At 40.2% G+C, this 22,005-nt stretch carries 19 protein-coding genes and 2 pseudogenes; 8 read left to right on the top strand and 13 right to left on the bottom strand.

Annotated elements, in window-relative coordinates; translation table 11 throughout:
* Positions 1–1,611 (bottom strand): DEAD/DEAH box helicase, encoded by a 1,611-nt coding sequence (locus AC1DUW_RS00105; RefSeq protein ID WP_477641771.1) that lies wholly within the window; start codon positions 1,609–1,611, stop codon positions 1–3.
* A gap of 329 nt (positions 1,612–1,940) precedes the next feature.
* Between AC1DUW_RS00105 and AC1DUW_RS00100 the strand changes: the two genes are divergently transcribed.
* The gene (locus AC1DUW_RS00100; protein WP_053348383.1) at positions 1,941–3,233 is read left to right on the top strand and encodes an NCS2 family permease; all 1,293 of its coding nucleotides are present in this window, start codon (positions 1,941–1,943) and stop codon (positions 3,231–3,233) included.
* A 98-nt stretch (positions 3,234–3,331) separates the two neighbouring features.
* Here the strand turns inward: AC1DUW_RS00100 and AC1DUW_RS00095 are convergent, their stop codons facing one another.
* From AC1DUW_RS00095 to AC1DUW_RS00085, 3 genes and pseudogenes are all read right to left on the bottom strand, one after another.
* Positions 3,332–3,874, bottom strand: coding sequence for a hypothetical protein (locus AC1DUW_RS00095; RefSeq protein ID WP_053348382.1), 543 nt, complete (start codon positions 3,872–3,874; stop codon positions 3,332–3,334).
* Positions 3,875–3,882: 8 nt separating this feature from the next.
* Positions 3,883–5,076, bottom strand: a complete 1,194-nt coding sequence (locus AC1DUW_RS00090; RefSeq protein ID WP_053348381.1) for a ParM/StbA family protein — start codon at positions 5,074–5,076, stop codon at positions 3,883–3,885.
* A 748-nt stretch (positions 5,077–5,824) separates the two neighbouring features.
* Positions 5,825–6,139: pseudogene (locus AC1DUW_RS00085) on the bottom strand (ParM/StbA family protein); the annotation flags it as partial.
* A gap of 362 nt (positions 6,140–6,501) precedes the next feature.
* Here AC1DUW_RS00085 and AC1DUW_RS00080 point away from each other — a divergent pair.
* The 3 genes from AC1DUW_RS00080 to AC1DUW_RS00070 all read left to right on the top strand — a co-directional run bounded on the left by AC1DUW_RS00080 (position 6,502) and on the right by AC1DUW_RS00070 (position 9,191).
* Positions 6,502–8,019, top strand: a complete 1,518-nt coding sequence (locus tag AC1DUW_RS00080; protein ID WP_053348847.1) for an FAD-dependent oxidoreductase — start codon at positions 6,502–6,504, stop codon at positions 8,017–8,019.
* A gap of 110 nt (positions 8,020–8,129) precedes the next feature.
* On the top strand, positions 8,130–8,324 hold the full coding sequence (locus AC1DUW_RS00075; protein WP_053348380.1) for a YwbE family protein: 195 nt from the start codon (positions 8,130–8,132) through the stop codon (positions 8,322–8,324).
* A 207-nt stretch (positions 8,325–8,531) separates the two neighbouring features.
* A complete protein-coding gene (locus AC1DUW_RS00070) occupies positions 8,532–9,191 on the top strand; it encodes an SIMPL domain-containing protein (protein WP_053348379.1) in 660 nt (219 codons plus the stop codon).
* Between the two features lie 64 nt (positions 9,192–9,255).
* Here AC1DUW_RS00070 and purU read toward each other — a convergent pair whose 3' ends face one another.
* Positions 9,256–10,155 carry a formyltetrahydrofolate deformylase gene (purU, locus tag AC1DUW_RS00065; protein ID WP_053348378.1) on the bottom strand — a complete coding sequence of 300 codons (900 nt, stop codon included), beginning with the start codon at positions 10,153–10,155 and terminating at the stop codon, positions 9,256–9,258.
* A gap of 252 nt (positions 10,156–10,407) precedes the next feature.
* Between purU and AC1DUW_RS00060 the strand changes: the two genes are divergently transcribed.
* The 4 genes from AC1DUW_RS00060 to AC1DUW_RS00045 all read left to right on the top strand — a co-directional run bounded on the left by AC1DUW_RS00060 (position 10,408) and on the right by AC1DUW_RS00045 (position 14,595).
* Positions 10,408–11,187 (top strand): transporter substrate-binding domain-containing protein, encoded by a 780-nt coding sequence (locus AC1DUW_RS00060; RefSeq protein WP_053348377.1) that lies wholly within the window; start codon positions 10,408–10,410, stop codon positions 11,185–11,187.
* Positions 11,188–11,213: 26 nt separating this feature from the next.
* Positions 11,214–11,879: an amino acid ABC transporter permease gene (locus AC1DUW_RS00055; RefSeq protein ID WP_053348376.1), complete on the top strand. Its 666-nt coding sequence runs from the start codon at positions 11,214–11,216 to the stop codon at positions 11,877–11,879.
* A gap of 11 nt (positions 11,880–11,890) precedes the next feature.
* On the top strand, positions 11,891–12,631 hold the full coding sequence (locus tag AC1DUW_RS00050) for an amino acid ABC transporter ATP-binding protein (RefSeq protein WP_053348375.1): 741 nt from the start codon (positions 11,891–11,893) through the stop codon (positions 12,629–12,631).
* Positions 12,632–12,942: 311 nt separating this feature from the next.
* A complete protein-coding gene (locus AC1DUW_RS00045) occupies positions 12,943–14,595 on the top strand; it encodes a glutamine--tRNA ligase/YqeY domain fusion protein (RefSeq protein WP_057216200.1) in 1,653 nt (550 codons plus the stop codon).
* Between the two features lie 50 nt (positions 14,596–14,645).
* Here AC1DUW_RS00045 and AC1DUW_RS00040 read toward each other — a convergent pair whose 3' ends face one another.
* The 8 genes and pseudogenes from AC1DUW_RS00040 to AC1DUW_RS00005 form a co-directional block, all read right to left on the bottom strand.
* Positions 14,646–14,831: an STAS domain-containing protein gene (locus AC1DUW_RS00040; RefSeq protein ID WP_477641770.1), complete on the bottom strand. Its 186-nt coding sequence runs from the start codon at positions 14,829–14,831 to the stop codon at positions 14,646–14,648.
* Positions 14,832–15,202: 371 nt separating this feature from the next.
* Positions 15,203–16,162 carry a peptide-methionine (R)-S-oxide reductase MsrB gene (gene msrB / locus AC1DUW_RS00035; RefSeq protein ID WP_053348373.1) on the bottom strand — a complete coding sequence of 320 codons (960 nt, stop codon included), beginning with the start codon at positions 16,160–16,162 and terminating at the stop codon, positions 15,203–15,205.
* A 185-nt stretch (positions 16,163–16,347) separates the two neighbouring features.
* Positions 16,348–17,532 carry a NupC/NupG family nucleoside CNT transporter gene (locus AC1DUW_RS00030; protein ID WP_053348372.1) on the bottom strand — a complete coding sequence of 395 codons (1,185 nt, stop codon included), beginning with the start codon at positions 17,530–17,532 and terminating at the stop codon, positions 16,348–16,350.
* Positions 17,533–17,950: 418 nt separating this feature from the next.
* Complete coding sequence (locus tag AC1DUW_RS00025) at positions 17,951–18,433, bottom strand: hypothetical protein (protein ID WP_053348371.1); 483 nt, start codon at positions 18,431–18,433, stop codon at positions 17,951–17,953.
* Positions 18,434–18,600: 167 nt separating this feature from the next.
* Entirely contained in the window at positions 18,601–19,839 is a 1,239-nt protein-coding gene (locus AC1DUW_RS00020; protein ID WP_053348370.1) for a sensor histidine kinase, read from the bottom strand.
* 10 nt (positions 19,840–19,849) lie between these two features.
* A complete protein-coding gene (locus tag AC1DUW_RS00015) occupies positions 19,850–20,521 on the bottom strand; it encodes a response regulator transcription factor (protein ID WP_053348369.1) in 672 nt (223 codons plus the stop codon).
* Positions 20,522–20,629: 108 nt separating this feature from the next.
* On the bottom strand, positions 20,630–21,775 hold the full coding sequence (locus AC1DUW_RS00010) for an ABC transporter permease (protein WP_053348368.1): 1,146 nt from the start codon (positions 21,773–21,775) through the stop codon (positions 20,630–20,632).
* Positions 21,747–22,005 (bottom strand): annotated as a pseudogene (locus AC1DUW_RS00005) (macrolide ABC transporter ATP-binding protein); the annotation flags it as partial. The pseudogene AC1DUW_RS00005 and the gene AC1DUW_RS00010, both read right to left, overlap by 29 nt.

Raw genomic sequence — 22,005 nt, 5'->3', positions numbered from 1 at the left:
TTACCTGTTTCTTCCTCTATTTGAAAAGCTCCCAGATCCGCCTCTCCTATTACTTGGCCCTTGGGTATTTCCCCCTTTTGCTCCCCGGCTGTCTCCTTGGCGGTCTCCACGGGTATTATCACGYTTCGGTCCACGGCTRTCTTCTGGGCGTCCTCCCCTTGAATTCTCACGTTTCGGTCCACGGCTATCTTCTGGGCGTCCTCCCCTTGAATTCTCACGTTTCGGCCCGCTACTGTTTTCCGTACGACCTCCACGTGGATTCTCACGTTTCGGTCCACGACTATTTTCCGTACGGCCTCCGCGTGGTTTCTCTAGCTCTAATTCACGGTTGTCTGCTTGATTAGCAGAACGGTGACTTCCTCGATTAGGCCCTCTTGTATCTATTCGCTCTCTGTGGCGGCGACCTCCTCCTGTACGTGGGCGACGAGTTCCCTCTTCTGAAGATTCTTCATAACGCTTCTTTTTATGACCCGCCTCATCAGGTTGGAACATTTTGACGCCTTCAATTGTTCTTCGTTCAATTTTCATTGAAATTCCTTTTTCTATATCACTTAACAGCTGCAAATCTTTAGTAGCAATAAAGGTTACGGCTAGACCATTCTCACCCGCTCGTCCTGTTCGACCAATTCGGTGGATGTAAATTTCCGCATCCTCTGGGACATCATAGTTAAATACATGGGTCACTCCTTCTACATCCAGCCCTCGTGCCGCAACGTCCGTTGCCACTAAATATTGGAGCTTTGCATCTCTGAAGTTTTTCATAACACGTTCTCGTTTGGCCTGTGAAAGGTCCCCATGAAGTTCCTCAGAATTAAAACCAGCGGACTTTAAAGCATCATTCAAGACTGAAACACGGCGTTTTGTGCGGCAAAAAATAATGGCCAGGTAAGGCTGTTCTTCTTTTATTATGGTAATTAATGAAGACTGTTTGGCACGATCTGTCGTCTCGATAACAAGTTGGCGGATTTGCTCGACTGTAACTTGATCAGCCTTTACTGCCGCAGTTAATGGTTTATTCATGTAGCGTTTAGCTAGCTGATGAACTTGTTCAGGCATTGTGGCAGAAAAGAGCAATGTCTGCCGTTCTTCTGGAAGTTGCCCCATAATCTCTTCTACTTCCGGTAAAAAGCCAATATGAAGCATTTGGTCAGCTTCATCCAAAACGAGTGTCTGTGTTTGCGATAAATCAATGGTGCCTCTTCGTAAATGATCTAAAAGCCGCCCTGGCGTGGCAACCACGACAGAAATATTTCGTGTCAACTTTTTCATTTGCTGTTCGACATCCTGTCCACCATACACAGCAAGCACCTGCAGCTCCTCAATTTCATTAGCAAACTTTTTCAGTTCCGCTGTGATTTGCAAAGCTAATTCCCTAGTTGGTGTAACAATTAATGATTGGATGTGGGATGCTGTCGGATCGACTTTTTCTAAAATCGGCAACAAAAACGCCAAGGTCTTCCCAGTCCCTGTCTGTGCCTTCGCGATGACGTCCCTTCCCGCAAGAATATCTGGTATGGATTTCTCCTGGATAGGTGTCGGGTTAGAAATTCCTATTTGTTTTAATATCGCGTTAATCGCCGGGCTAACGCCCAAGTCGATGAAATTTGTCATATATAAACCTACTCTCTAAATTTGTCATTCCCTTGTTTTTCCCATTTAAAAACTCGTAAATCGTCTTAAGGAACGTTGCGGAGTTACACTCTAAGTGAAACTTCCTTAATCTAAGCTATTTGTTAGTATATCATTATCTAATTTCGAGAAAACCTGTCACTGTAAATTTTTCATGCTATTGTACTTTAGTTGTTTTTCTAATATAATTTATAAGATTTTATTATCAAATAAATTATACTACCGAGCTACTTACTTGAAAAAGGGGTAAGCACCTCCTCCTTGTAATGATTAGTACAAGGATTTTTTGTATATAAAAAAGGAGTAACCGCATGTTTAAATTAAAAGAACGGGATTCAAATATTAAGACAGAAGTACTTGCGGGACTTACAACCTTTTTAACATTAGCTTATATCATAGTTGTAAACCCAATGATTCTTTCTGATGCTGGGGTCCCCTTTGACCAGGCCTTCACAGCAACCATCATCGCAATCATAGTAGGAACTCTTTGCATGGCTCTTTTAGCCAATTATCCAATTGTCATAGCACCTGCGATGGGATTGAATGCCTATTTTGCGTACTCAGTGCTAGGCACTCATAATATCTCATATACAGTTGCCTTTTCGGCAGTCTTTGTTACAGGGATTATCTTTATCTTTTTATCACTTACCTCTTTCCGTTCAAAATTGATTGAAGCCATCCCCAATAATTTGAAGCACGCAATCAGTGCTGGAATTGGACTTTTCATCACCTTTATTGGACTTCGTTTGTCAGGCGTTGTTACAAGTCATGAATCCAATCTAGTTACCCTTGGAAGTTTTAGAGACCCTAGTGTGGCACTTACGTTAATTGGTTTGGTTATAACGATTGTGTTACTTGTACGTAATGTGCAGGGAGCAATATTCATTGGAATGATCGTCACAGCCATTATCGCCTTCTTTACTGGACAGTTAAAAATTGATGGCTTTGTTTCGACACCATCATTACCTGAGGGAATAATCGTCGCTAACCCAATCACATCTATTGCAGATGTCATTAACTACGGGCTATATGGAGTTGTCTTCTCAATCTTACTTGTCATGCTATTTGATACAACCGGAGCGTTACTTGGAATTGTACGTCAAGCTGGATTGTTGAAAAATGGGAAGCTTGAGAAATCTGGGAGTGCCTTCTTTGCAGACTCCATTGGTACAACTGTTGGTGCCATGTTCGGTACAAGCCCTACCGCTGCCTCAGTTGAGTCTTCTGCTGGCGTAGGTGCAGGCGGTAAAACRGGATTAACAGCTCTTGTGGTGGCTATTCTTTTCTTAATAACCGCCTTCTTTAGCCCCCTTATCGGAGCTGTCTCAAATGTAGCGGCAATCACGGCACCAAGCCTGATTATTGTAGGAAGTATGATGATTAAAAGCATTAACGAAATTGACTGGACGCATTTTGATGAATCTTTCCCAGCTTTTTTGGTCATTGTCGCAATGCCGTTAACATCAAGTATCGCCAATGGGATAGCACTTGGATTCATCGCTTATCCTATTTTAAAATTGGCTAAAGGAAAGTCCCGAGAAGTGCACCCGTTAGTGTACATATTTGCAATTCTTTTCCTCTATCAATTAATTTTCCTAGCTTAATTCATTCAAGAGGGGCCCTGAGGTCCTTCTTTTTTTGAAATTCCCCGTTAATAAAAAAGAAGGATATCCAACATGTTGTCAGATACCCTTCTACATACTTATTGATTCATTTGATCAAGAAAATCACCAAGAAGATCATCAAGGTTTTCCTCTTCAGGTTCTGGTTCCTCCACTTGTTGTGTGGTTTCATCCAAACTCCAATCAAAGTCATCCAAATCTTTCTTAGATATTTCCTTCTGCACCACTTCAGTATCCTGTTCTTCGGGCTCATCCTGCAAATAAATCTCCTCATTAATTACATTACTGTTCAATGAGGCTAGCAAGGCAGTCGCGCGTAAAGGATCGGATAAAAGATGGTACATAATCGTTCCAAGCATAGCTTCTGAGTGGGAATGCTTGAGCCAGTCACGCTGAGATTTGCTAAGCTTGTTCGGCATGGGTAGAGCAATCATTTCCCGTTCCTGATGGGTGGATTGTCCGATTCCATCGAGAACATACTCGGCAATTTTACTGGAAAAATTCCTTCTTTCTGTTTCCTTCAATTTCTGCAGCTGTCTTAACGTATAATCTGATACATCTGAAGGGATACGAAAAGTGATGGCTTGTCCTCTTTTGATTTCAGAAGAAGCTGTTTTTTTCATTCTCTCACCTATTTAACAGCACCTGATCTTTGTTCTTTCTTCTTTTGCTGGGAATGCTGTTGTTCCTTTGAATTCCTGCGATTAAAATCCGAAATCAATTTATAATAGGCGTTGGCCATCATCCAAACGCTTTGCCGTTCATCTTCAAAAAAGTCTATATTATAGCCATCAAAATTTTGATTGAGCGTTTTCAGGTAATCTTTCAAGACAATCGAACCTCCGCCAACAAAATAGCAGATTTCCGTTTGCGAGTTTTTCTGCCATACATTACGTAGGTGACGGTATTGCTTTTTCGCAAGTTCCCCTAAAATTCGGTCGACGATATCATGGACGCTTGTCCGGCTTCCGCGAACCATAATATGGTTACGATCGTTTTTCTTCGTGATGATTTCAACGACATCGCGTCTGCTGTCTAGCTCGACACCGTGTTTTTTCCTGATTTCTTCACGAATAGATTCAAGAGCCTCAGCTACTCCAAGATTGAATCCTTGCGCCTTATCATCGTCAACTTTACGGTTTTTAATGACCGCGATATCTGTTGATAGTCCGCCAATATCTTGAATGAGAATTCTTCTATCTATTAATTCACGGTTAATGATATTCAAGTCATTGTCCATGACTAAATTGATGTATGCGGCGAAGCCCTCTGGATAGACCTTCACTTCATCAAATTTGATATTAATCTTAATACCTTGGTATTTGGGTGTAATTAAAAATTCTACTTGGTGAACAGAACCTAGTAACTTCGAACGGTATCCAACATCTTTCCCTTCCTTAACTTCCCGAAGAGGTAGACCTGTGCCCAGCGTATAATTCGCTTCGACAACGTTATTTACTTTTTTGAACTTATCATTGTTCCCTTGCTTGGCAGCATCCAATGCAAGAGCCGCAAAAAGCATTACTAATGTTTGGTCTTCCTCTGATTTACTGCTCCCCAAATCTAGTTCTGTTGGGTTATCACTTTTTGTCGCTAAATTTCCGACACGATAAATGGCATTATTGTCTTGCAAGGCTGGTGAATGGACTCTAATATGTATCCCTTCCAATGGGTTTTTTTCATCGAGTTCTTCGATTCCTATGACCGGCCTATCTTCAATGTCTTTTGCAATGACATTTGGTATATATAATTCAGACTCTAGCTTTCCAAAAATAGCTTTAATTGCATCATTTCCTACGTCTATTGCTGCGATTCTAGAACTCATCTAAAAACATCCCCTTTTTCATAAAAAAATTTAGGTGGAGCACTCTATTAAGCATAGAAAAGGTTTCTATATTAGTCAATGCTTCATAAGTTGTAGCTTTATTTGTCGAATTGTATTCATTTGCGTACACATTAGGAACAAATATGTACACACGTTATATATAGCCATGTGTACTCATTTGTAAACATATTTACTTTTTTGTGTACAAACCACCTATTTTTGTTTACATGTATACAATATTGCAGACAAACAAAAAAAACTAATTTTTAATACTCTTCTTCATAAAAAAGAAAGCGTAAAAAAGGAGTATTTGGGCATGGTAAAAAATAAGCAAACCACTAATGAAACGTATGGAGATATTCAAATCACCGCAAAAAATACAGAACTTCCTCAATATCCGTAGCCATATTGGCGCAGTACTTTATCCTTTCCTTCGTTTTCTAAGCTAGAAACAGATATAACAACTGATGTCTTAATTGTTGGTGGAGGAATTTCTGGTATCACCTTGCTTGTCTATTAGCCAAGCAAGGTGTGAAAGCCACACTCATTGAGGCAGGCGAAATACTTAATGGAACAACTGGCCAGACAACCGCAAAAATCACGGTCCAGCACGGCTTGATCTACGACCAGTTGATTACTGATCACGGTGAGGAAAAGGCCAGACTTATACTATAAAACCAATGCTGAAGGAATGGAGCTTATCAAAGGATTGATAGAAGAACATTCTATTGAATGTACAAGATGCTTATGTATACGCAAATACTAATGTTTGGCCTTCCTCTGATTTACTGCTCCCCAAATCTAGTTCTGTTGGGTTATCACTTTTTTTCGTTAAATTTCCGACACGATAAATGGCATTATTGTCTTGCAAGGCTGGTGAATGGACTCTAGTATGTATCCCTTCCCAAGTTTTTTTTACATCGAGTTCTTCGATTCCTATGACCGGCCGATCTTCATGTCTTTTGCAATGACATTTGGTATATATAGTTTTAGACTCTAGCTTTCCAAAAATAGCTTTAATTGCATCATTTCCTACGTCTACTGCTGCGATTCTAGAACTCATCTAAAAACATCTTCTTTTTCATAAAAAAACCAGGTGGAGCACTCTCAATAGAAAAGATTTCTATATTAGTCAACCCTTCATAAGTAGTGGCTTTATTTTATTTGTTGAATTGTATTCATTTTTGTATACATTAGGAACAAATATGTACACACCCATATATATAGCCATGTGTACTCATTTGTAAACATGTTTACTTTTTTGTGTACAAACCATCTACTTTTGTTTACATGTATACAATATTGTAAACAGACAAAAAACTAACTTTTAATAGTCTTCTTCTTTCAAAAGTTAGCGTAAAAAAAGAGAATTTGGGCATGGTAATAAATGGACAAACCACTAATGAAACGTATGGAGGTATTCAAATGACCGAAAAAAATACAGAACTTCCTCAATATCCGGAGCCATATTGGCGCAGTACTTTATCCTTTCCTTCGTTTTCTAAGCTAGAAACAGATATAACAACTGATGTCTTAATTGTTGGTGGAGGAATTACGGGTATCACTTCAGCTTATCTATTAGCCAAGCAAGGTGTGAAAGTCACACTCATTGAGGCAAGCGAGATACTTAATGGAACAACTGGCCATACAACCGCAAAAATCACGGCCCAGCACGGCTTGATTTACGACCAGTTGATTACTGATCACGGTGAGGAGAAGGCCAGACTTTACTATGAAGCCAACACTGAAGGAATGGAGCTTATCAAAGGATTGATAGAAGAACATTCTATTGAATGCAATTTGAATGTTCAAGATGCTTATGTATACGCAAATACCGATGAATATAAAAGTAAAATCCAAGAGGAACTAAAGGCCTATCAAAAACTTGGCATTCGAGGGGATTATGCAGAAAAGATCCCTTTCTCTATTCCATGTAAAGCTGCTGTGATTATGAAGGACCAAGCACAGTTTCATCCATTAAAATATTTAACAGCCCTCATCCCCCCTATTCTGGAAGCTGGAGGGAACATCTATGAACGTACAACGGCTATGAAAATTGAAAACGGCAAGCCACCAACCGTTATAACTGAAACGGGGCATACAATCAAAAGCAACCATATAATTGTTGCCTCTCACTTCCCTTTTAATGATGAAATGGGATTATACTTTGCTCGTACTCATATAAAAAGATCCTATGTTCTTGGAATTAAGACCGAACAGGAATACCCCGGTGGTATGTATTACAGCGCTGACAACCCTACCCGTTCCCTTCGTTATACAGAGGACAATGGGGAAAAACTTATACTTGTAGGCGGGGAAGGCCATAAAACCGGTCAGGGTATTTCGACAATTGAACATTATGAAGCCTTACAGGACTTTAGTTTCCAATATTTCAATGTAAAAGATATTCCTTATCGCTGGTCAGCACAAGATATTGTGACACCAGATAATCTGCCATTCGTCGGCCCAGTGACATCTAATCATCCAAACGTTCTCATTGCAACCGGCTTTGCGAAATGGGGTATGACGAATGGATCAATTGCTGCAAAAATCTTAACTGATCATATTTTGCAAAAGGACAACCGATATGCAGATCTATATAATCCAGCCCGTATAAAAGGAATGAAAAATATAGTCGAAGACAACGCTGATGTAGCGAAGCATATGATTAAAAGTAAATTGGCAGTTATTCATAAAACGCCAGAAGACTTAGGTATCGATGAAGGAGCCATCGTCAAGGTAAATGGAGATAAAGCCGGGTGTTATCGTGATCATGAAGGCCAGCTTCATATTGTAGATTCCACATGCACTCATATGGGTTGTGAGGTGGCATGGAACAGCGGCGATCGTACCTGGGACTGTCCATGTCATGCTTCTCGTTACTCTATCACTGGTGAAGTATTAAATGGCCCTGCTGTCGAGCCGCTTAAAAAGATTCAATAGAGCTTTGCGTGATTGTTATCTAAAAGTCGACTAGGTCTGCTGTTTTCCTTATACTGAAGTTACTGCACTATCAAAGGTTGCAAATAACTCTAAAAAGGACTGAATTAAACATGAACGGTCAAAATCGAAAAGATATTACTCCAGGTACCTCTGTGGACATTGTTCTTAAAGCAGATCAACGCAGCGGAAAGCTAACACGTGGAACAGTAAAAGATATTTTAACCAACTCCAGCAGCCACCCGCATGGTATTAAAGTAAGATTGACAGATGGCCAGGTTGGCAGGGTTCAAGTCATTCATAAATAAAACGCACTCGGTTTTAGGCCGAGTGTTTTTTTGTATCTTTTTTTAAGCTAAAACAGATTAAAAAACATTCTGATAGACATCCCTTTTTTCTTTAAATGTACCGAAAGAATTAATAGCAGCCGGGATATTTCATATTTCAATCATGTTTCCCCCTAATACTTCGTACAATAGGGTTGAGATTATCTCTTTAAAAAGGTTGGTGTCAAAATGAATCAAGAATTTATTGTTCCTGACCGGGATTATCAACATAGCAGGAATCATACTTTGAAAGTTTCCGGTTCAGAAACGCTCCAGGCTGCTCCTGACCAAGCCGTAATCACCCTTGGAGTTATATCCGAGGATGTGGACCCTCAGGTAGCTCAGCAGGCCAATTCTCAAGCAATAGCGAAAGTCATTGCATCTCTTAGATCCATTGGCATTCCAGAAGAGCAATTAAAAACAAGTGATTACAGAATTGATCCACAATATGATTATATCGAAGGAAAAGAATTGTTTAAAAACTATAAAGTCCAGCACATTATCCAGGCCAAAACGACTGACATTGAAAAAATAGGCAGCATAATCGACACAGCAGTCAGAAGTGGTGCCAATTCCATTACAAGCATTCGCTTTTCCTTATCCAATCCAGAAGCTTACTATAACCAGGCACTTTCGCTTGCTTTAAAAAATGCATACGAAAAGGCCCTTTCCATGGCTCGAACGTTAGGAATCTCATTGAATCCAGTCCCTAATCAGGTTGAGGAACTCTCAGAAACTTCGCCACCCACCCTTTTCCAAACCAGTTCCTATACAAAAATGGCCTCTACCCCTATTCAGCCTGGAGAATTAAACATCACGGCCTCAGTAAGGGTAGAATATACGTATTAATCATTACTTATTCAATACAAAAACCCCCCTTCGGCAAATTTCCATGCCAAATGGGGGGTTCTTATTAAAAGACTACTGTTTTATTTTCATGAACAAGTACACGGTCTTCCAAATGCCATTTAACAGCACGGGCAAGTACCCTGCGTTCAGCTGAACGGCCGACTTTCTTCATATCTTCTGCAGAATCACGGTGATCGACACGTTCAATATCCTGCTCGATAATTGGACCCTCATCCAAATCGTTTGTTACATAATGCGAAGTTGCCCCAATCAGCTTAACACCTCGATTATAAGCTCTTTCATAAGGTCGGGCCCCGATGAACGCAGGTAAAAACGAATGGTGGATATTGATGATTTTATTCGGATGTGCAGCCACAAAATCAGGCGTCAATATCTGCATATATCTTGCTAGTACAATTAGGTCGACATTAAATTCTTCCAGAAGTTTAAGCTGTTGTGCTTCCACTTCCCTACGTATGTCCTTATTAGCAGGAATATAATAAAAAGGAATGTTCATGGATTCGACAATTTGCCTCGTATCTTCATGATTACTGATGACAAGCGCAATATCAGCCAATAGATCCCCGCTTTGCCACTCCCATAGCAATTCCAGAAGGCAATGTGGCTCCTTAGAAACGAAGATTGCCGTCCTCTTTAAATCACTCACATAGTTAAATGTCCATTGCATCGAAAATTTTGTCGAAATTTCTTGAAAGGAGACTTCCATATCCAAAGCCTTTTCCTTTAAGCCCGGGCAATCGAATTCAATCCTGGTAAAAAAGGTGCCGCCCTCTGGGTTCATGGAATACTGGCTCAATTCAACAATATTAGCTCCATGTTCTTTAAGGAATGCCGTAACCGTCGCAACAATTCCTGGTTGGTCCGGACATTTTATAATTAAACGACCTCTATCTTGATTTTTTACACGAAATTCCTGTAACTGTTCTTGCACAAAGTTGCTCACTATTTTCCCAACTGCCCTTCTTCTATTTTGCTATATTATACTTCAACACATAGGCAAAGTTAAAGTCAGTCTATTCAGAAAAACCCAGCATGAAGCTAACTTGCCTCTTTAGTTGAAGAACATAAGTCGGCCTATTCAGGGTTGACTTTTTATTGATTTGGTTTATTTTTCCTGTAAAATAAGGTTATTCACGATCTCATTAGGGTATAGACCATTCTATTAGTTTTTTTCAAAGGGGGAAATGAAATAATCATGAAATTATCAGTTAAATTCATTCTAGTATTACTGATTATTCTTGGTCTTCTGTCCGGCTGTGCTGAAAAAGATCAGCTAGAGGATGGTAGTAAGCTGATCAATAAGAACCAGTTTGTATTCGCTGCCTCAGGTGAATTCAAGCCATTTAGTTACGTTAATGATGACATGACCGTAACAGGATTTGATATTGAAGTCGGGGAAGCAATCGCGAAAGAACTTGGTCTAGAACCGGTCCCAAAGCGGATTAAATTTAAGGGAATCGTCGAGGGTGTCAAAACCGGTCGGGCAGATGCCGCGGTTGCCAGTCATACAATTAATGAACAACGAAGTAAACATGTTGCTTTTTCCACCCCGTATTACTACTCAGGTCCACAAATTTTCGTCCGATCCGATAGTGATATCAAAACAGTCGAAGATTTAAAGGGAAAGGAAGTTGCCGCTTCTAAAGGCTCCACATACGCAACCACAGCAGAAAAGTATACAACCAATGTAAAAACCTACGACAGTGATATCACCGCTCTTAAAGCATTAAGCGGAGGTCGTCATGATGCCGTTATTACTGACTTTGTAACCGGTAAAGAAGCGACCAAAGAAGGATTCGACATCAAAGGTCGTCAATTGATAGAACGCAGTGAGCAGGCCATAGTTCTACCGAACGATAACCCCCAGCTGCTGATACGCATTAATGAAGCACTTGAAAACCTCCGAGAAGATGGAACACTTGCAGCAATTAGCAAAAAGTACTTTGGGGAAGATATCACTACTAAACCTGAATAAAGATTGATAGAAAGGGAGTTTTTACATTGCCAAGCTTTTCTCATTTTTTTGATACATTATTTAGCTCATCGGATGTGTTTATCCGAGCCATGCTCCTCACATTGGAGCTTACGGTGGTTTCCATATTAGTAGGAATTATCATCGGGTTACTCTTCGCACTTTTAAAAATTTCTAATATAAAAATTCTTGCATGGATTTCAGATACATACGTATTCCTGGTACGAGGAACACCGCTTATCGTACAGATATTTATTCTCTATTTTGGTATCAGCAATCTCTTCCTACTACCAGACTTCTGGGCAGCGTCACTTGCCCTAGCCTTTCATAACGGAGCTTATATCTCTGAAATTTTACGCGGTACAATCCAATCCATTGACAAAGGCCAAATGGAGGCTGGACGTTCCCTTGGCATGAGCAATGCACTCGCATTAAGAAGGATCATCCTACCACAAGCCTTCCGACGCGCATTGCCGCCACTAGGCAACCAATTCATCATCGGACTGAAGGATTCATCACTGGCTGCCTTCATATCCATGAATGAGTTGTTTAACGTAGCCACTACGTTAGGTTCAAATAATTTTGATGAAATGACATATTTATTGATTGTAGCGGTCTACTATTTAATTCTTGTGGCATTCCTGACCATTATCGTCAATACATTTGAAAAGAAACTGTCCATTAGTGATCGATAGGGGGAATTGAAATGGAACAAAAAGAAATGATTCGCATTAGGAATTTAAATAAATCTTATGGAAACCTTCACGTGCTAAAAGATATTGATATGAAGGTATTAGATAGTGACGTTGTCTGTCTGATTGGGCCTAGCGGTTCCGGAAAAAGCACCCTGCTCCGTTGCTTGAACTACTTGGAGAAGAAAGACAGCGGACAAATCCTTATCGAAGGAACTGAAGTAGAGCCGGGTACCCACGATATTAATAAAATTCGTGAGAAAGTTGGAATGGTTTTTCAGCATTTCTATCTCTTCCCGCACATGACCGTACTCGAAAATGTTATTGAAGCACCGACTCACGTCAAAAAAATCCCTAAGGCCCAAGCCATCGAGGAAGCAAAAGTGCTACTTGCCAAAGTTGGGTTATCAGATAAAGCAGATGTCTATCCAAGCAAGCTCTCCGGTGGCCAAAAACAGCGGGTTGCGATCGCTCGAGCTCTCGCCATGAAGCCCGATATCCTCCTCTTTGATGAGCCCACCTCTGCTCTCGATCCTGAACTTGTCGGTGAGGTACTAGCTACGATGAAGGAACTTGCCTTAGAGGGGATGACAATGGTAGTCGTTACCCATGAAATGAGCTTTGCCCGTGAAGTTGGGGATTGGATTGTCTTCATGCATAATGGACGGGTTGTAGAAAGTGGCCCACCAAAAGAATTTTTCTCCAATCCACAAGAAGAGCGAACGAAGGAATTTTTACAAACAACGGTATTTTAACTATAATCCTTTATTAAGCAATGCAGGCTTGATTCCTGTATTGCTTATTTTTTATAAAAGTGATTCGATAAAACCCATCAATAGATTTCGTTTTTTGTTTATTAAATACTAGTTAGATAGTTTCCTCACATAAATGATTAAAGTTTCAGGGATATTTCCGATCTGATTGTGCAAACTAAATACTAGATGAATTGTTTAAGAACGTATTCTAAAACCCTGATTCCGGCTCGAACATGGAAAAATATCTGTATTTATGGTATATATACAGGTAAAATTAAAAGAAGTATATAAATGAAAGAGGTCGAATTCAGTTGGAAAATAACTCTTCGAATTTTATTAAAAATATTATAAAAGATGATCTAGAGTCCGGAAAACATGATCATATTATCACCCGCTTCCCTCCTGAGCCAAACGGATATTTACATATTGGGCACGCCAAATCAATTATTTTGAATTTTGGAGTGGCTGATGAATTTAATGGTAAAACCAACCTTCGATTTGATGATACCAATCCATTGAAAGAAGATATTGAGTATGTCAATTCTATCAAGGAAGATGTGAAATGGCTCGGTTACGATTGGGATAACCTTTTTTTCGCGTCCGATTATTTTGACGAAATGTACAAAAGAGCTGTACTGCTCATCAATAAAGGATTGGCATACGTCGATGACCTGAATGCCGACCAAATCCGCGAATATCGTGGAACGTTAACAGAGCCAGGAAAAGATAGCCCGTACCGCAATAGAACAGTCGAGGAAAACCTTGAATTATTTGAAAAGATGCGTAGCGGCGAATTCGAGAACGGTACAAAAGTACTGCGAGCAAAAATCGATATGAGCTCACCTAACATTAATCTGCGCGATCCCGTTATTTACCGAATCTCCCATACAGAACACCATAATACCGGCGACAAATGGTGCATCTACCCAATGTACGCCTTTGCCCACCCTATTGAAGATGCAATTGAAGGAGTCACACACTCCATTTGTACGCTTGAGTTTGAAGATCAACGCCCGCTTTATGATTGGATTGTTGAAAACTGCGAAATGGAAAGTAAGCCACAGCAATACGAATTTGGCCGTCTAAACCTGACAAATACCGTAATGAGCAAGCGGAAACTGAAGCAACTTGTCGATGAAGCCTTTGTGGACGGCTGGGACGACCCACGTATGCCTACCGTATCAGGATTACGAAGACGCGGTTATACACCCGAAGCTATTCGTGCATTCTGCCTTGAAATAGGCGTTGCGAAAACTAGCGGTGTCGTAGACTCTCAAATGCTCGATCATTTCGTTCGAGAAGATCTAAAACTGAAGGCGCCACGGACCATGGCTATTCTAAAGCCTCTTAAAGTAGTTATCACCAACTATCCAGAAAATGAAGTTGAATGGCTGGATGCTGAGGTCAACCCAGAAGTTCCGGAGATGGGTACGCGACAAATTCCATTCTCACGTGAAATATATATCGAACAGGACGATTTCATGGAAAATCCCCCGAAAAAGTATTTCCGTCTTTTCCCGGGCAATGAAGTCCGTTTAAAACATGCTTATTTCATTAAATGTGAAGAAGTGATAAAAGACGAAGCCGGAAACGTCATTGAACTTCGCTGCACTTACGATATTGAAACAAAAAGCGGATCTGGTTTCACTGGTCGTAAAGTGAAAGGGACACTGCACTGGGTCGAGGCTACACAAGCTGTTTCAGCAGAATTCCGTAACTACCAACCTTTAATTTTGGATAAGGAAAGTGAAGAAGAAGAAGAAAAATCATTCTTGGAGCGGGTAAACCCTGAATCCATAGAAATTTTACAAGGATTTGTTGAGCCCAACATGAAAAATGTTAAGCCTCAGGATAAATTCCAATTCTTCAGACACGGCTATTACAATGTTGATTCAAAACTCACTGCAGCTGATCACTTGGTCTTCAACCAAATTGTTGGATTGAAGAGTTCATTCAAGTTATAAAATCACTAAAAAGAACCAGATCCCTTATTGGGATCTGGTTCTTTTTCACTCTATACTCCCTTGAGTCGTTTTCTTTCATATAGTTTGATTCCTTGCTTGGAAAGTGCCTGCTTAAGAGTACTGTGAGTCGAAACGTGACTAAAATCCAATCCTAGCTGAATGGACGTCTGTGCTACTTCAGGACGAATTCCGGAAATTGTAGATTGAATGCCTAATAAATTAAGGGTACTTATCATTGATAGATTTGATGGGTCACACCCGATAAGTCGATAAATAAGTGAGAAACATTTCTACTAATACATTTGCCTGGAGTAGTAATCAAAATCCCCTTTGCCTAAAAAGGTATCAATTTCCCCGATTAATGGCAATACCGCAATAGCATCAAACAATAGGAATAACTGGAGCACCTAATTCATTAATCAGTTCCTGTTGCGCTAGTAAACGTTCTTTTGTCAAAAGATAATACTGCTCAGTGAACTCATGGTTCAATTGATCAAATGCGCTATTAATAAGCCGACTCCATCCGTAATTATGGAAGAGTGATCAAGGATGTATCGATATAACAATTCATCTTTTATATCCATTTACGTTCCCCTATCTCAACTAATTATTTCATTGAAAAAAGCAACAATAAATCTCCATAACCTTCCCGCTCCATTTCATTTCTAGGAATGAATCGAAGGGCGGCAGAATTGATGCAATAGCGCGTGCCCTTAGGACCAGGACCATCCGGAAAAACGTGACCAAGATGTGAGTCAGCTTCTCTGCTGCGTACCTCCGTCCGGGTCATCCGATGGCTTAGATCCATTTTTTCATTGACGCTTGCCGACATGATCGGCTTCGTAAAGCTTGGCCACCCACATCCACTATCATACTTATTCCGTGAACTGAAAAGGGGCTCCCCTGAAACGACATCCACATAAACGCCTTCTTCAAAGTGATTCCAATATACATTATCGAAAGGTGGCTCTGTCCCATTTTCTTGGGTGACATGAAACTGACTCTCGGTTAAAGTTTCTCTGAGATGAGCATTATCCTTAGGCCAATTTTCTTTTATAAAAGCATCGCGTCCTGAGCTTTTACGATACAATGCATAACGAAATTGATTTTTCCGATAGAATTCCTGATGGTATTCCTCGGCCTCATAAAATTCCCCTGAGGGTAAAATACCCGTAATAATAGGATTTTTAAACCGTCCGCTCATCATTAAATTTTCCTTTGATTGCTCCGCTTCCATTTTTTGCTGATCATTTAGATAGTAAATTATTGCCCTGTATTGCTTACCTCTATCCGAGAACTGTCCACCATCATCAGTCGGATCAATTTGCTGCCAAAATATCTCTAATAGTTCTTTATAGGAAATGATTGATGGATCAAATACTACTTGAACAGCTTCTACATGATCAGTCGTACCTGAAATCACTTGTTTGTAACTGGGATTGACTACATTACCACCTGTATAACCCGATGTTACTTTAATAATCCCATCCATATCATCAAAGGGAGCAACCATGCACCAAAAACAACCTCCTGCAAAGATAGCCGTTTCACTCTTATTCATTGTCATCCTCCACTCCCTTTTCATGGCTAGTTATGCTGTTTATGTATTATATACCAGCATGCTAATCCCCTTCAATTCCCATCAAGAAATAAGAGTCTCCCAATCCGCCGAATAACATTCAAGGCACTTGGGATATACCCAAGTGCCTTGAATGTTATTCAGTATATTGATGAGCTGTCTAATCCCGTGATTTAAAGGATCACACTGACGATGATTGCTGATAGAATGCTGACAAGAGTCGCACCGTATAGCAACTTCAAGCCGAAACGAGCCACAACATTACCTTGTTTTTCATGTAGGCCTTTAACAGCACCTGCAATGATTCCGATAGATGAAAAATTCGCGAATGAAACCAAGAAAACCGAAACGATTCCTATCGTCCTATCGCTCAAGGCTGCTGATGCGTCCCCTAAGCTCAGCATGGCAACAAATTCATTAGTTACTAGTTTTGTCGCCATGATTCCGCCTGCAGTCACGGTTTCTGAAATCGGTATCCCCATGATAAAAGCAAACGGTGCAAAAATATACCCCAAGATGTCTTGGAAACTGATGCCGATGATCATATCGAATAAGCTGTTAATTCCTGCAATTAGTGCAACGAAACCAATTAACATCGCGGCTACAGTGATAGCAACCTTAAATCCATCCATGATATATTCCCCAAGCATTTCGAAGAACGACTGCTTCTCTGCCCCTTCTTCAACAGGGAGAATATCATCTTCATCCGTTACCGTATAAGGGTTAATAATGGATGCAATGATAAATCCACCAAACATGTTAATAACAATAGCCGTCACAACATACTTTGGTTCAATCATGGTCATATAAGCTCCGACAATCGACATCGATACGGTTGACATGGCTGACGCACAAAGCGTATACATACGTGATGGCGGAATGGAACCGAGTTGCTTCTTCAAGGTTATGAAAACCTCGGATTGGCCGACAATTGCTGATGCTACCGCATTGTAAGATTCCAATTTCCCCATTCCATTCACCTTACTAAGCAGGTAGCCGATCCACTTCATGACGAACGGAAGGATTTTGAAGTGCTGTAAAATCCCGATTAATGCCGAGATGAATACGATAGGAAGAAGGACATTTAAAAAGAACGGCGATGCTCCTTCGTTTACAATCCCACCAAATACAAATGTAATCCCTTCATTTGCCCAACCCAAGAGCTTTGCGAAAGCATCGGCAATCGAATTGATTATCACTAAACCAAACTTCGTATTTAATAATAGATAAGTTAAAATAAGCTGCATGATCACCATGAGGATAATCGGTTTAACTTTGACTTTCTTTCGGTCACTGCTTGCCAACAAGGCTAGTCCAAAAACAATAAGCAACCCTAAAATTGCTATCAGAAATTTCATGTATTCTGCCTCCACTAAGGTGAATTTTAATGATCGTGCATTAATAGTAGGATACCCTCAAAAATTTTATGCAAACGTTTTCTATTTAATCCATATTGCATTACTTGTACGTACATCTTCAAATTTATATATTATACTAATATTTTTTCAAGTGCAATTATTTTCTTTCCTTTTCAAAATGGAAATTTACAGGAATGCTAACTCTCTAAACATAAAGAAAAGGCTCCTCTATATAAGGAACCCTCTCTTTACATGCTTTGAATCCTATCACAAACACTAAAGACGTATAGTTTTTTTGCAGAAATGTTCTTATAAAAACTTCTACTTGCTATAAACATTCAGGCAACAGTGTTCACTCATCATCTATTCATAAAACATGTAGTTTACCCTAATCTATATGTATATATAATAATTTCTTTTAAGCTGCAGATTTTCTGGACATCACCGACGTGACTAATCCAGCTCCTCCTATGACAAGGACGATAATAGATGTGGCCAAACCACCCACCCCTTGATAAAAGTTGATAACTTTACCTGCTAAAGAGTCTCCGCCTTGAAAGCCCCCACCGCTCGGCATCTCACCTGGAGTTCCAGATCCGTTAGGCCACCCCTGAGAAGGTGTCCCCATATTGCCCTGTCCACGATTAGGGGTCGTAGCGGTAGTTGAATCATCGGTCGCTGCCGTATCGCTATCCGTTGAATCTTCTGTTGTCGAGTCATCAGTTGTAGCCGAGTCAGTAGTGTTGGTGTTAGTAGGCTGGCCCATCATCCTTTGTCCGGCCATCTCCTCCTGTGTGTCACCGCCATTCACATACATCATGATGCCGAAAACTGCTTGAACAACTAAAAGGACTGAAGCTACTATCCCAATCAAAAAGTGTAACTTACTAAATTTCACCATATACAATTCTCCTTCGTAACAAAATGTATTATTTCTTATAAGGAGATTATCTAAAAAGACCCTTAATTTTTCCTTAAGTGACTGGGAAAAATAAGAGTCTTTTTTATTTCTATATTTAAATAAAAAGTATTTAAAATCGATTTCTGTTATAGGTCTTTTTAAAACCATTATTTATTTTTTTGGTTTCTAGGAAAAGTTATTTCAAAACGAGTGCTTGTATTCGGTTCACTAGTCACTTTGATAGTCCCTTGGTGGGTGTTGACAATCCATTCAGCAATAGACAGGCCTAATCCTGAACCTTCATTTGCGGAGCGAGACTGCTCAATTTGATAAAATCGATTAAAAATCTTTGGAATTTCTTCCTGGGGGATGCCTTTTCCATTATCCTCTACAGAAAGAATAATCGAAGATGAATTTTTAACGCAGGAAATGGAAATTACACCACCCTCATCCGTGAATTTCATGGCATTATCCACTAATATCACCAGTAACTGGTGTGTTCTTTCTTTATCGCCAAGGAAAACAACCTGATTAGGAGCATAACTAGTAATTGTTTTTTCTTCGAAAGAAGCTATATCCGTATACTGTTCCACAATTTCCAAAAGTAAGTCATCCAGGAAAAAGCTTGCCTTTTTGACCTCCATTTGATTCGAATCCGTCCGAGTCAAGGTTAAAAGACCATTTACCAGCTTATTCAACCTCCTGACTTCTTTAGATATAATCGATATATCAACCGCTTTTTCCTCGATTGTCGCGTTCGGTGATTGAAATAGCAAATCAGCTCGCGATTGAATGACGGCAAGCGGTGTTCGAATTTCATGAGAGGCATCCGAGACAAACTGTTGCTGCTGATCCCAGGATTTCTTGACTGGTATTAGAGCCCTTCCTGCCAGAAGATAGCCTGCGCCAACGGCCACTAAGCTTCCAATTCCTCCACCAACAAACAATATGAGCAACAAGCGATCGAGCATTTCTTTTTCTGTATCTACATTCCTGATGAATTGTACGGTCATCTCTCCATACTCCGTATCGACCTTGGTGGAAAGTGCACGATACGTCGCCCCATTTACTGATATTTCTTCAATCTCATCGAATCTTTTAGGGTAAAATTCCGATTCATTAACCTTTATAAAATTGTCTACACTTAGTCTTGGCTCAATGATAGTATCATCCGGTCCCCAAACGATGACACTCGGGCCCGGACCTAAGAGAAACTCACCTTGCGGACGTCCGCCTGGCATGCCTCCATTACTGAAACCCCTGTAATCCTGTTTAAGTGAATCATTGACATCCCTATATATCTGATTTTCCGTATAGAAATAAATCGTTCTGCTTAATATGGCTATTAAGACAATAAAGACGATAGAATTCAATAATGTTAGTTGAAGCCGTGTTTTTTGGAACATATTAATCCCCTTATGGTTGTTTTAGCATATAACCAATACCCCGAACGGTTTGAATATCTTTATGATAATTGAAGGGTTCCAACTTTTTCCTAAGGTGATGGATGAACACTTCCACAATGGCAATCGTCGTATCTGAATCAAACCCCCAAATGCGGTCGAAAATCTGCTCACGGGTCAATATTTTCCTATTATTTTGAATTAGATACTCCAGTAATTCAAACTGTTTCAAGGTCATTTTAATGACCTTTCCATCAACCAAAATATCCTTTTCTTTTTCCAATAGCTCAATTCCACGGTATTTCACATGCTGCTCAAGCGATATAATGCCACTCCTTCGAAGCAGGGCACGAATCCTGGCCTTAAGTTCCGGTGCCTGAAACGGCTTGACTAAATAATCATCGCCACCCATTTCCAATCCTCTGACACGATCCTCAAGCGCATCTTTTGCCGTCAAAAACAAGACACTTGTATCTATTTTTGCTTCCCTGATTTTCCGTACGATTTCAAATCCATCGATTCCCGGAAGCATTACATCCAAAATGATAATATCGTATATACTTTGCTGGGCCATGAATAGCCCATCTTCCCCATTATCTGCTGTATCGACTTCATATTCATCCGTCAGAATTTGTCGGATCGACTCTAATAATGAAACATTATCTTCTACCACCAAAACCTTCATGCAGGGTACCTCCCAACCGCTTCAATTGTGATATATGTTGATTTTATCCTTTTTCATATGCAAAAGAAAGCGGGCTTTTAATCGCCTGCTTTCTCTCAAATTGTATGTTCATTCGTGACGCAGTGCTTGAATTGGATTTAATTTAGATGCCTTATTGGCAGGAAATACACCAAAGACAACACCGATAAATATGGAGAATAGGAAGGCCATCATTGTCACCGACCACGAATAACTGATTGTTAAGCTTGAAACAATTGAAACCAATTTAGCGATTCCAAGTCCAATTCCTACTCCTAATAACCCACCTAAGCAACTCAAGACAACCGCTTCAATTAAAAACTGAAGTAGAATGGATTTCCGATTCGCCCCAATAGCCTTTCTGATTCCAATTTCTTTCGTCCGCTCTGAAACGGATACCAGCATTATATTCATAATTCCAATTCCACCTACAAGTAATGAAATACTTGCGATACCACCAAGCATGAGCGTAAACGTATCTGACACCGAGCTCATTGTATCCATTAAATCCTCTTGATTGGACACGGAATAGTTATCACTCTGACCTGGGAATAATGTCGTCATTGTACCTTGTACTTGATACATCGCACGCTCTACAATATTCTCGTTCTCTGCTTTTAAATACACTGTTCCGATGGTCGTGCTACTCGTAGCACGCTTTGCAGTTGTGATTGGTGCAATGATTACATCATCACCACTTGATCCCATAGAGGTACCTACTGATTTCAACACGCCGATTACCCGATAGGAAACACCGCCAATAAGAACGTTTTGATCCACCGCTTTTTGATTTTCAAAAAGCGTGTCAGCTGTATCAGACCCTAAGACAACCACCTTAGAGCGTAACTCTGTTTCCATATCCGTTAAAAAACGGCCTTGGCTAAGCTCTAAATCCCTCACTGAAATATAGGAGGACGTCGTACCGGTCATTGAAACCTGTGTAGAAGTTTCACCGTTTTTAGCATAAACACGGCCTGAGACCACAGGTGCAACTTCTGATATCCCGCTCAGGTCTTTAAACTGTTCAATTGTGTCATCCGTCAGCTCTACAGAATCTGTATCTGAGACACTGACCGTTAACAGGTTAGTCCCCAAGCTATTGATCTCCTCCTGAACGGACTGTGAAGATCCCTGCCCAATCGAAACAAGTACAATCACGGAGGCCACTCCAATAATAATTCCAAGCATAGTTAAAAAAGCACGGACTTTATTGGTTTTGATACTGCGTATAGCCATCTTCATTGATTCGCTCAGATTCAATCCAATCACCTCCGTTTTCAAACAACTGTCCATCATGTATCCGAACGACCCGTGTTGCCTCTTTTGCAACTTCCAAGTCATGGGTAATCAAAATGATTGTTTGTCCCTTTTCATTAAGATTCTTCAGCATTTGCAGTACTTCCTTACTTGTTTTACTATCAAGAGCTCCCGTAGGCTCATCTGCCAATAAAACAGGAGGGTTACCT

The sequence above is a fragment of the Peribacillus sp. P4_C12 genome, from assembly GCF_056402095.1.
The sequence above is the reverse complement of the archived record's forward strand: the minus strand, read 5'-3'. Positions and strand labels throughout refer to the sequence as shown.

Excerpts from the sequence above, each read along its gene's own strand:
- AC1DUW_RS00095 (WP_053348382.1), bottom strand. The coding sequence starts at position 3,874 with ATGAAAAAAACAGCTTCTTCTGAAATCAAAAGAGGACAAGCCATCACT.
- AC1DUW_RS00090 (WP_053348381.1), bottom strand. The coding sequence starts at position 5,076 with ATGAGTTCTAGAATCGCAGCAATAGACGTAGGAAATGATGCAATTAAA.
- AC1DUW_RS00080 (WP_053348847.1), top strand. The coding sequence starts at position 6,502 with ATGACCGAAAAAAATACAGAACTTCCTCAATATCCGGAGCCATATTGG.
- AC1DUW_RS00075 (WP_053348380.1), top strand. The coding sequence starts at position 8,130 with ATGAACGGTCAAAATCGAAAAGATATTACTCCAGGTACCTCTGTGGAC.
- AC1DUW_RS00070 (WP_053348379.1), top strand. The coding sequence starts at position 8,532 with ATGAATCAAGAATTTATTGTTCCTGACCGGGATTATCAACATAGCAGG.
- AC1DUW_RS00060 (WP_053348377.1), top strand. The coding sequence starts at position 10,408 with ATGAAATTATCAGTTAAATTCATTCTAGTATTACTGATTATTCTTGGT.
- AC1DUW_RS00050 (WP_053348375.1), top strand. The coding sequence starts at position 11,891 with ATGGAACAAAAAGAAATGATTCGCATTAGGAATTTAAATAAATCTTAT.
- AC1DUW_RS00040 (WP_477641770.1), bottom strand. The coding sequence starts at position 14,831 with ATGATAAGTACCCTTAATTTATTAGGCATTCAATCTACAATTTCCGGA.
- msrB (WP_053348373.1), bottom strand. The coding sequence starts at position 16,162 with ATGACAATGAATAAGAGTGAAACGGCTATCTTTGCAGGAGGTTGTTTT.
- AC1DUW_RS00030 (WP_053348372.1), bottom strand. The coding sequence starts at position 17,532 with ATGAAATTTCTGATAGCAATTTTAGGGTTGCTTATTGTTTTTGGACTA.
- AC1DUW_RS00025 (WP_053348371.1), bottom strand. The coding sequence starts at position 18,433 with ATGGTGAAATTTAGTAAGTTACACTTTTTGATTGGGATAGTAGCTTCA.
- AC1DUW_RS00020 (WP_053348370.1), bottom strand. The coding sequence starts at position 19,839 with ATGTTCCAAAAAACACGGCTTCAACTAACATTATTGAATTCTATCGTC.
- AC1DUW_RS00015 (WP_053348369.1), bottom strand. The coding sequence starts at position 20,521 with ATGAAGGTTTTGGTGGTAGAAGATAATGTTTCATTATTAGAGTCGATC.
- AC1DUW_RS00010 (WP_053348368.1), bottom strand. The coding sequence starts at position 21,775 with ATGGCTATACGCAGTATCAAAACCAATAAAGTCCGTGCTTTTTTAACT.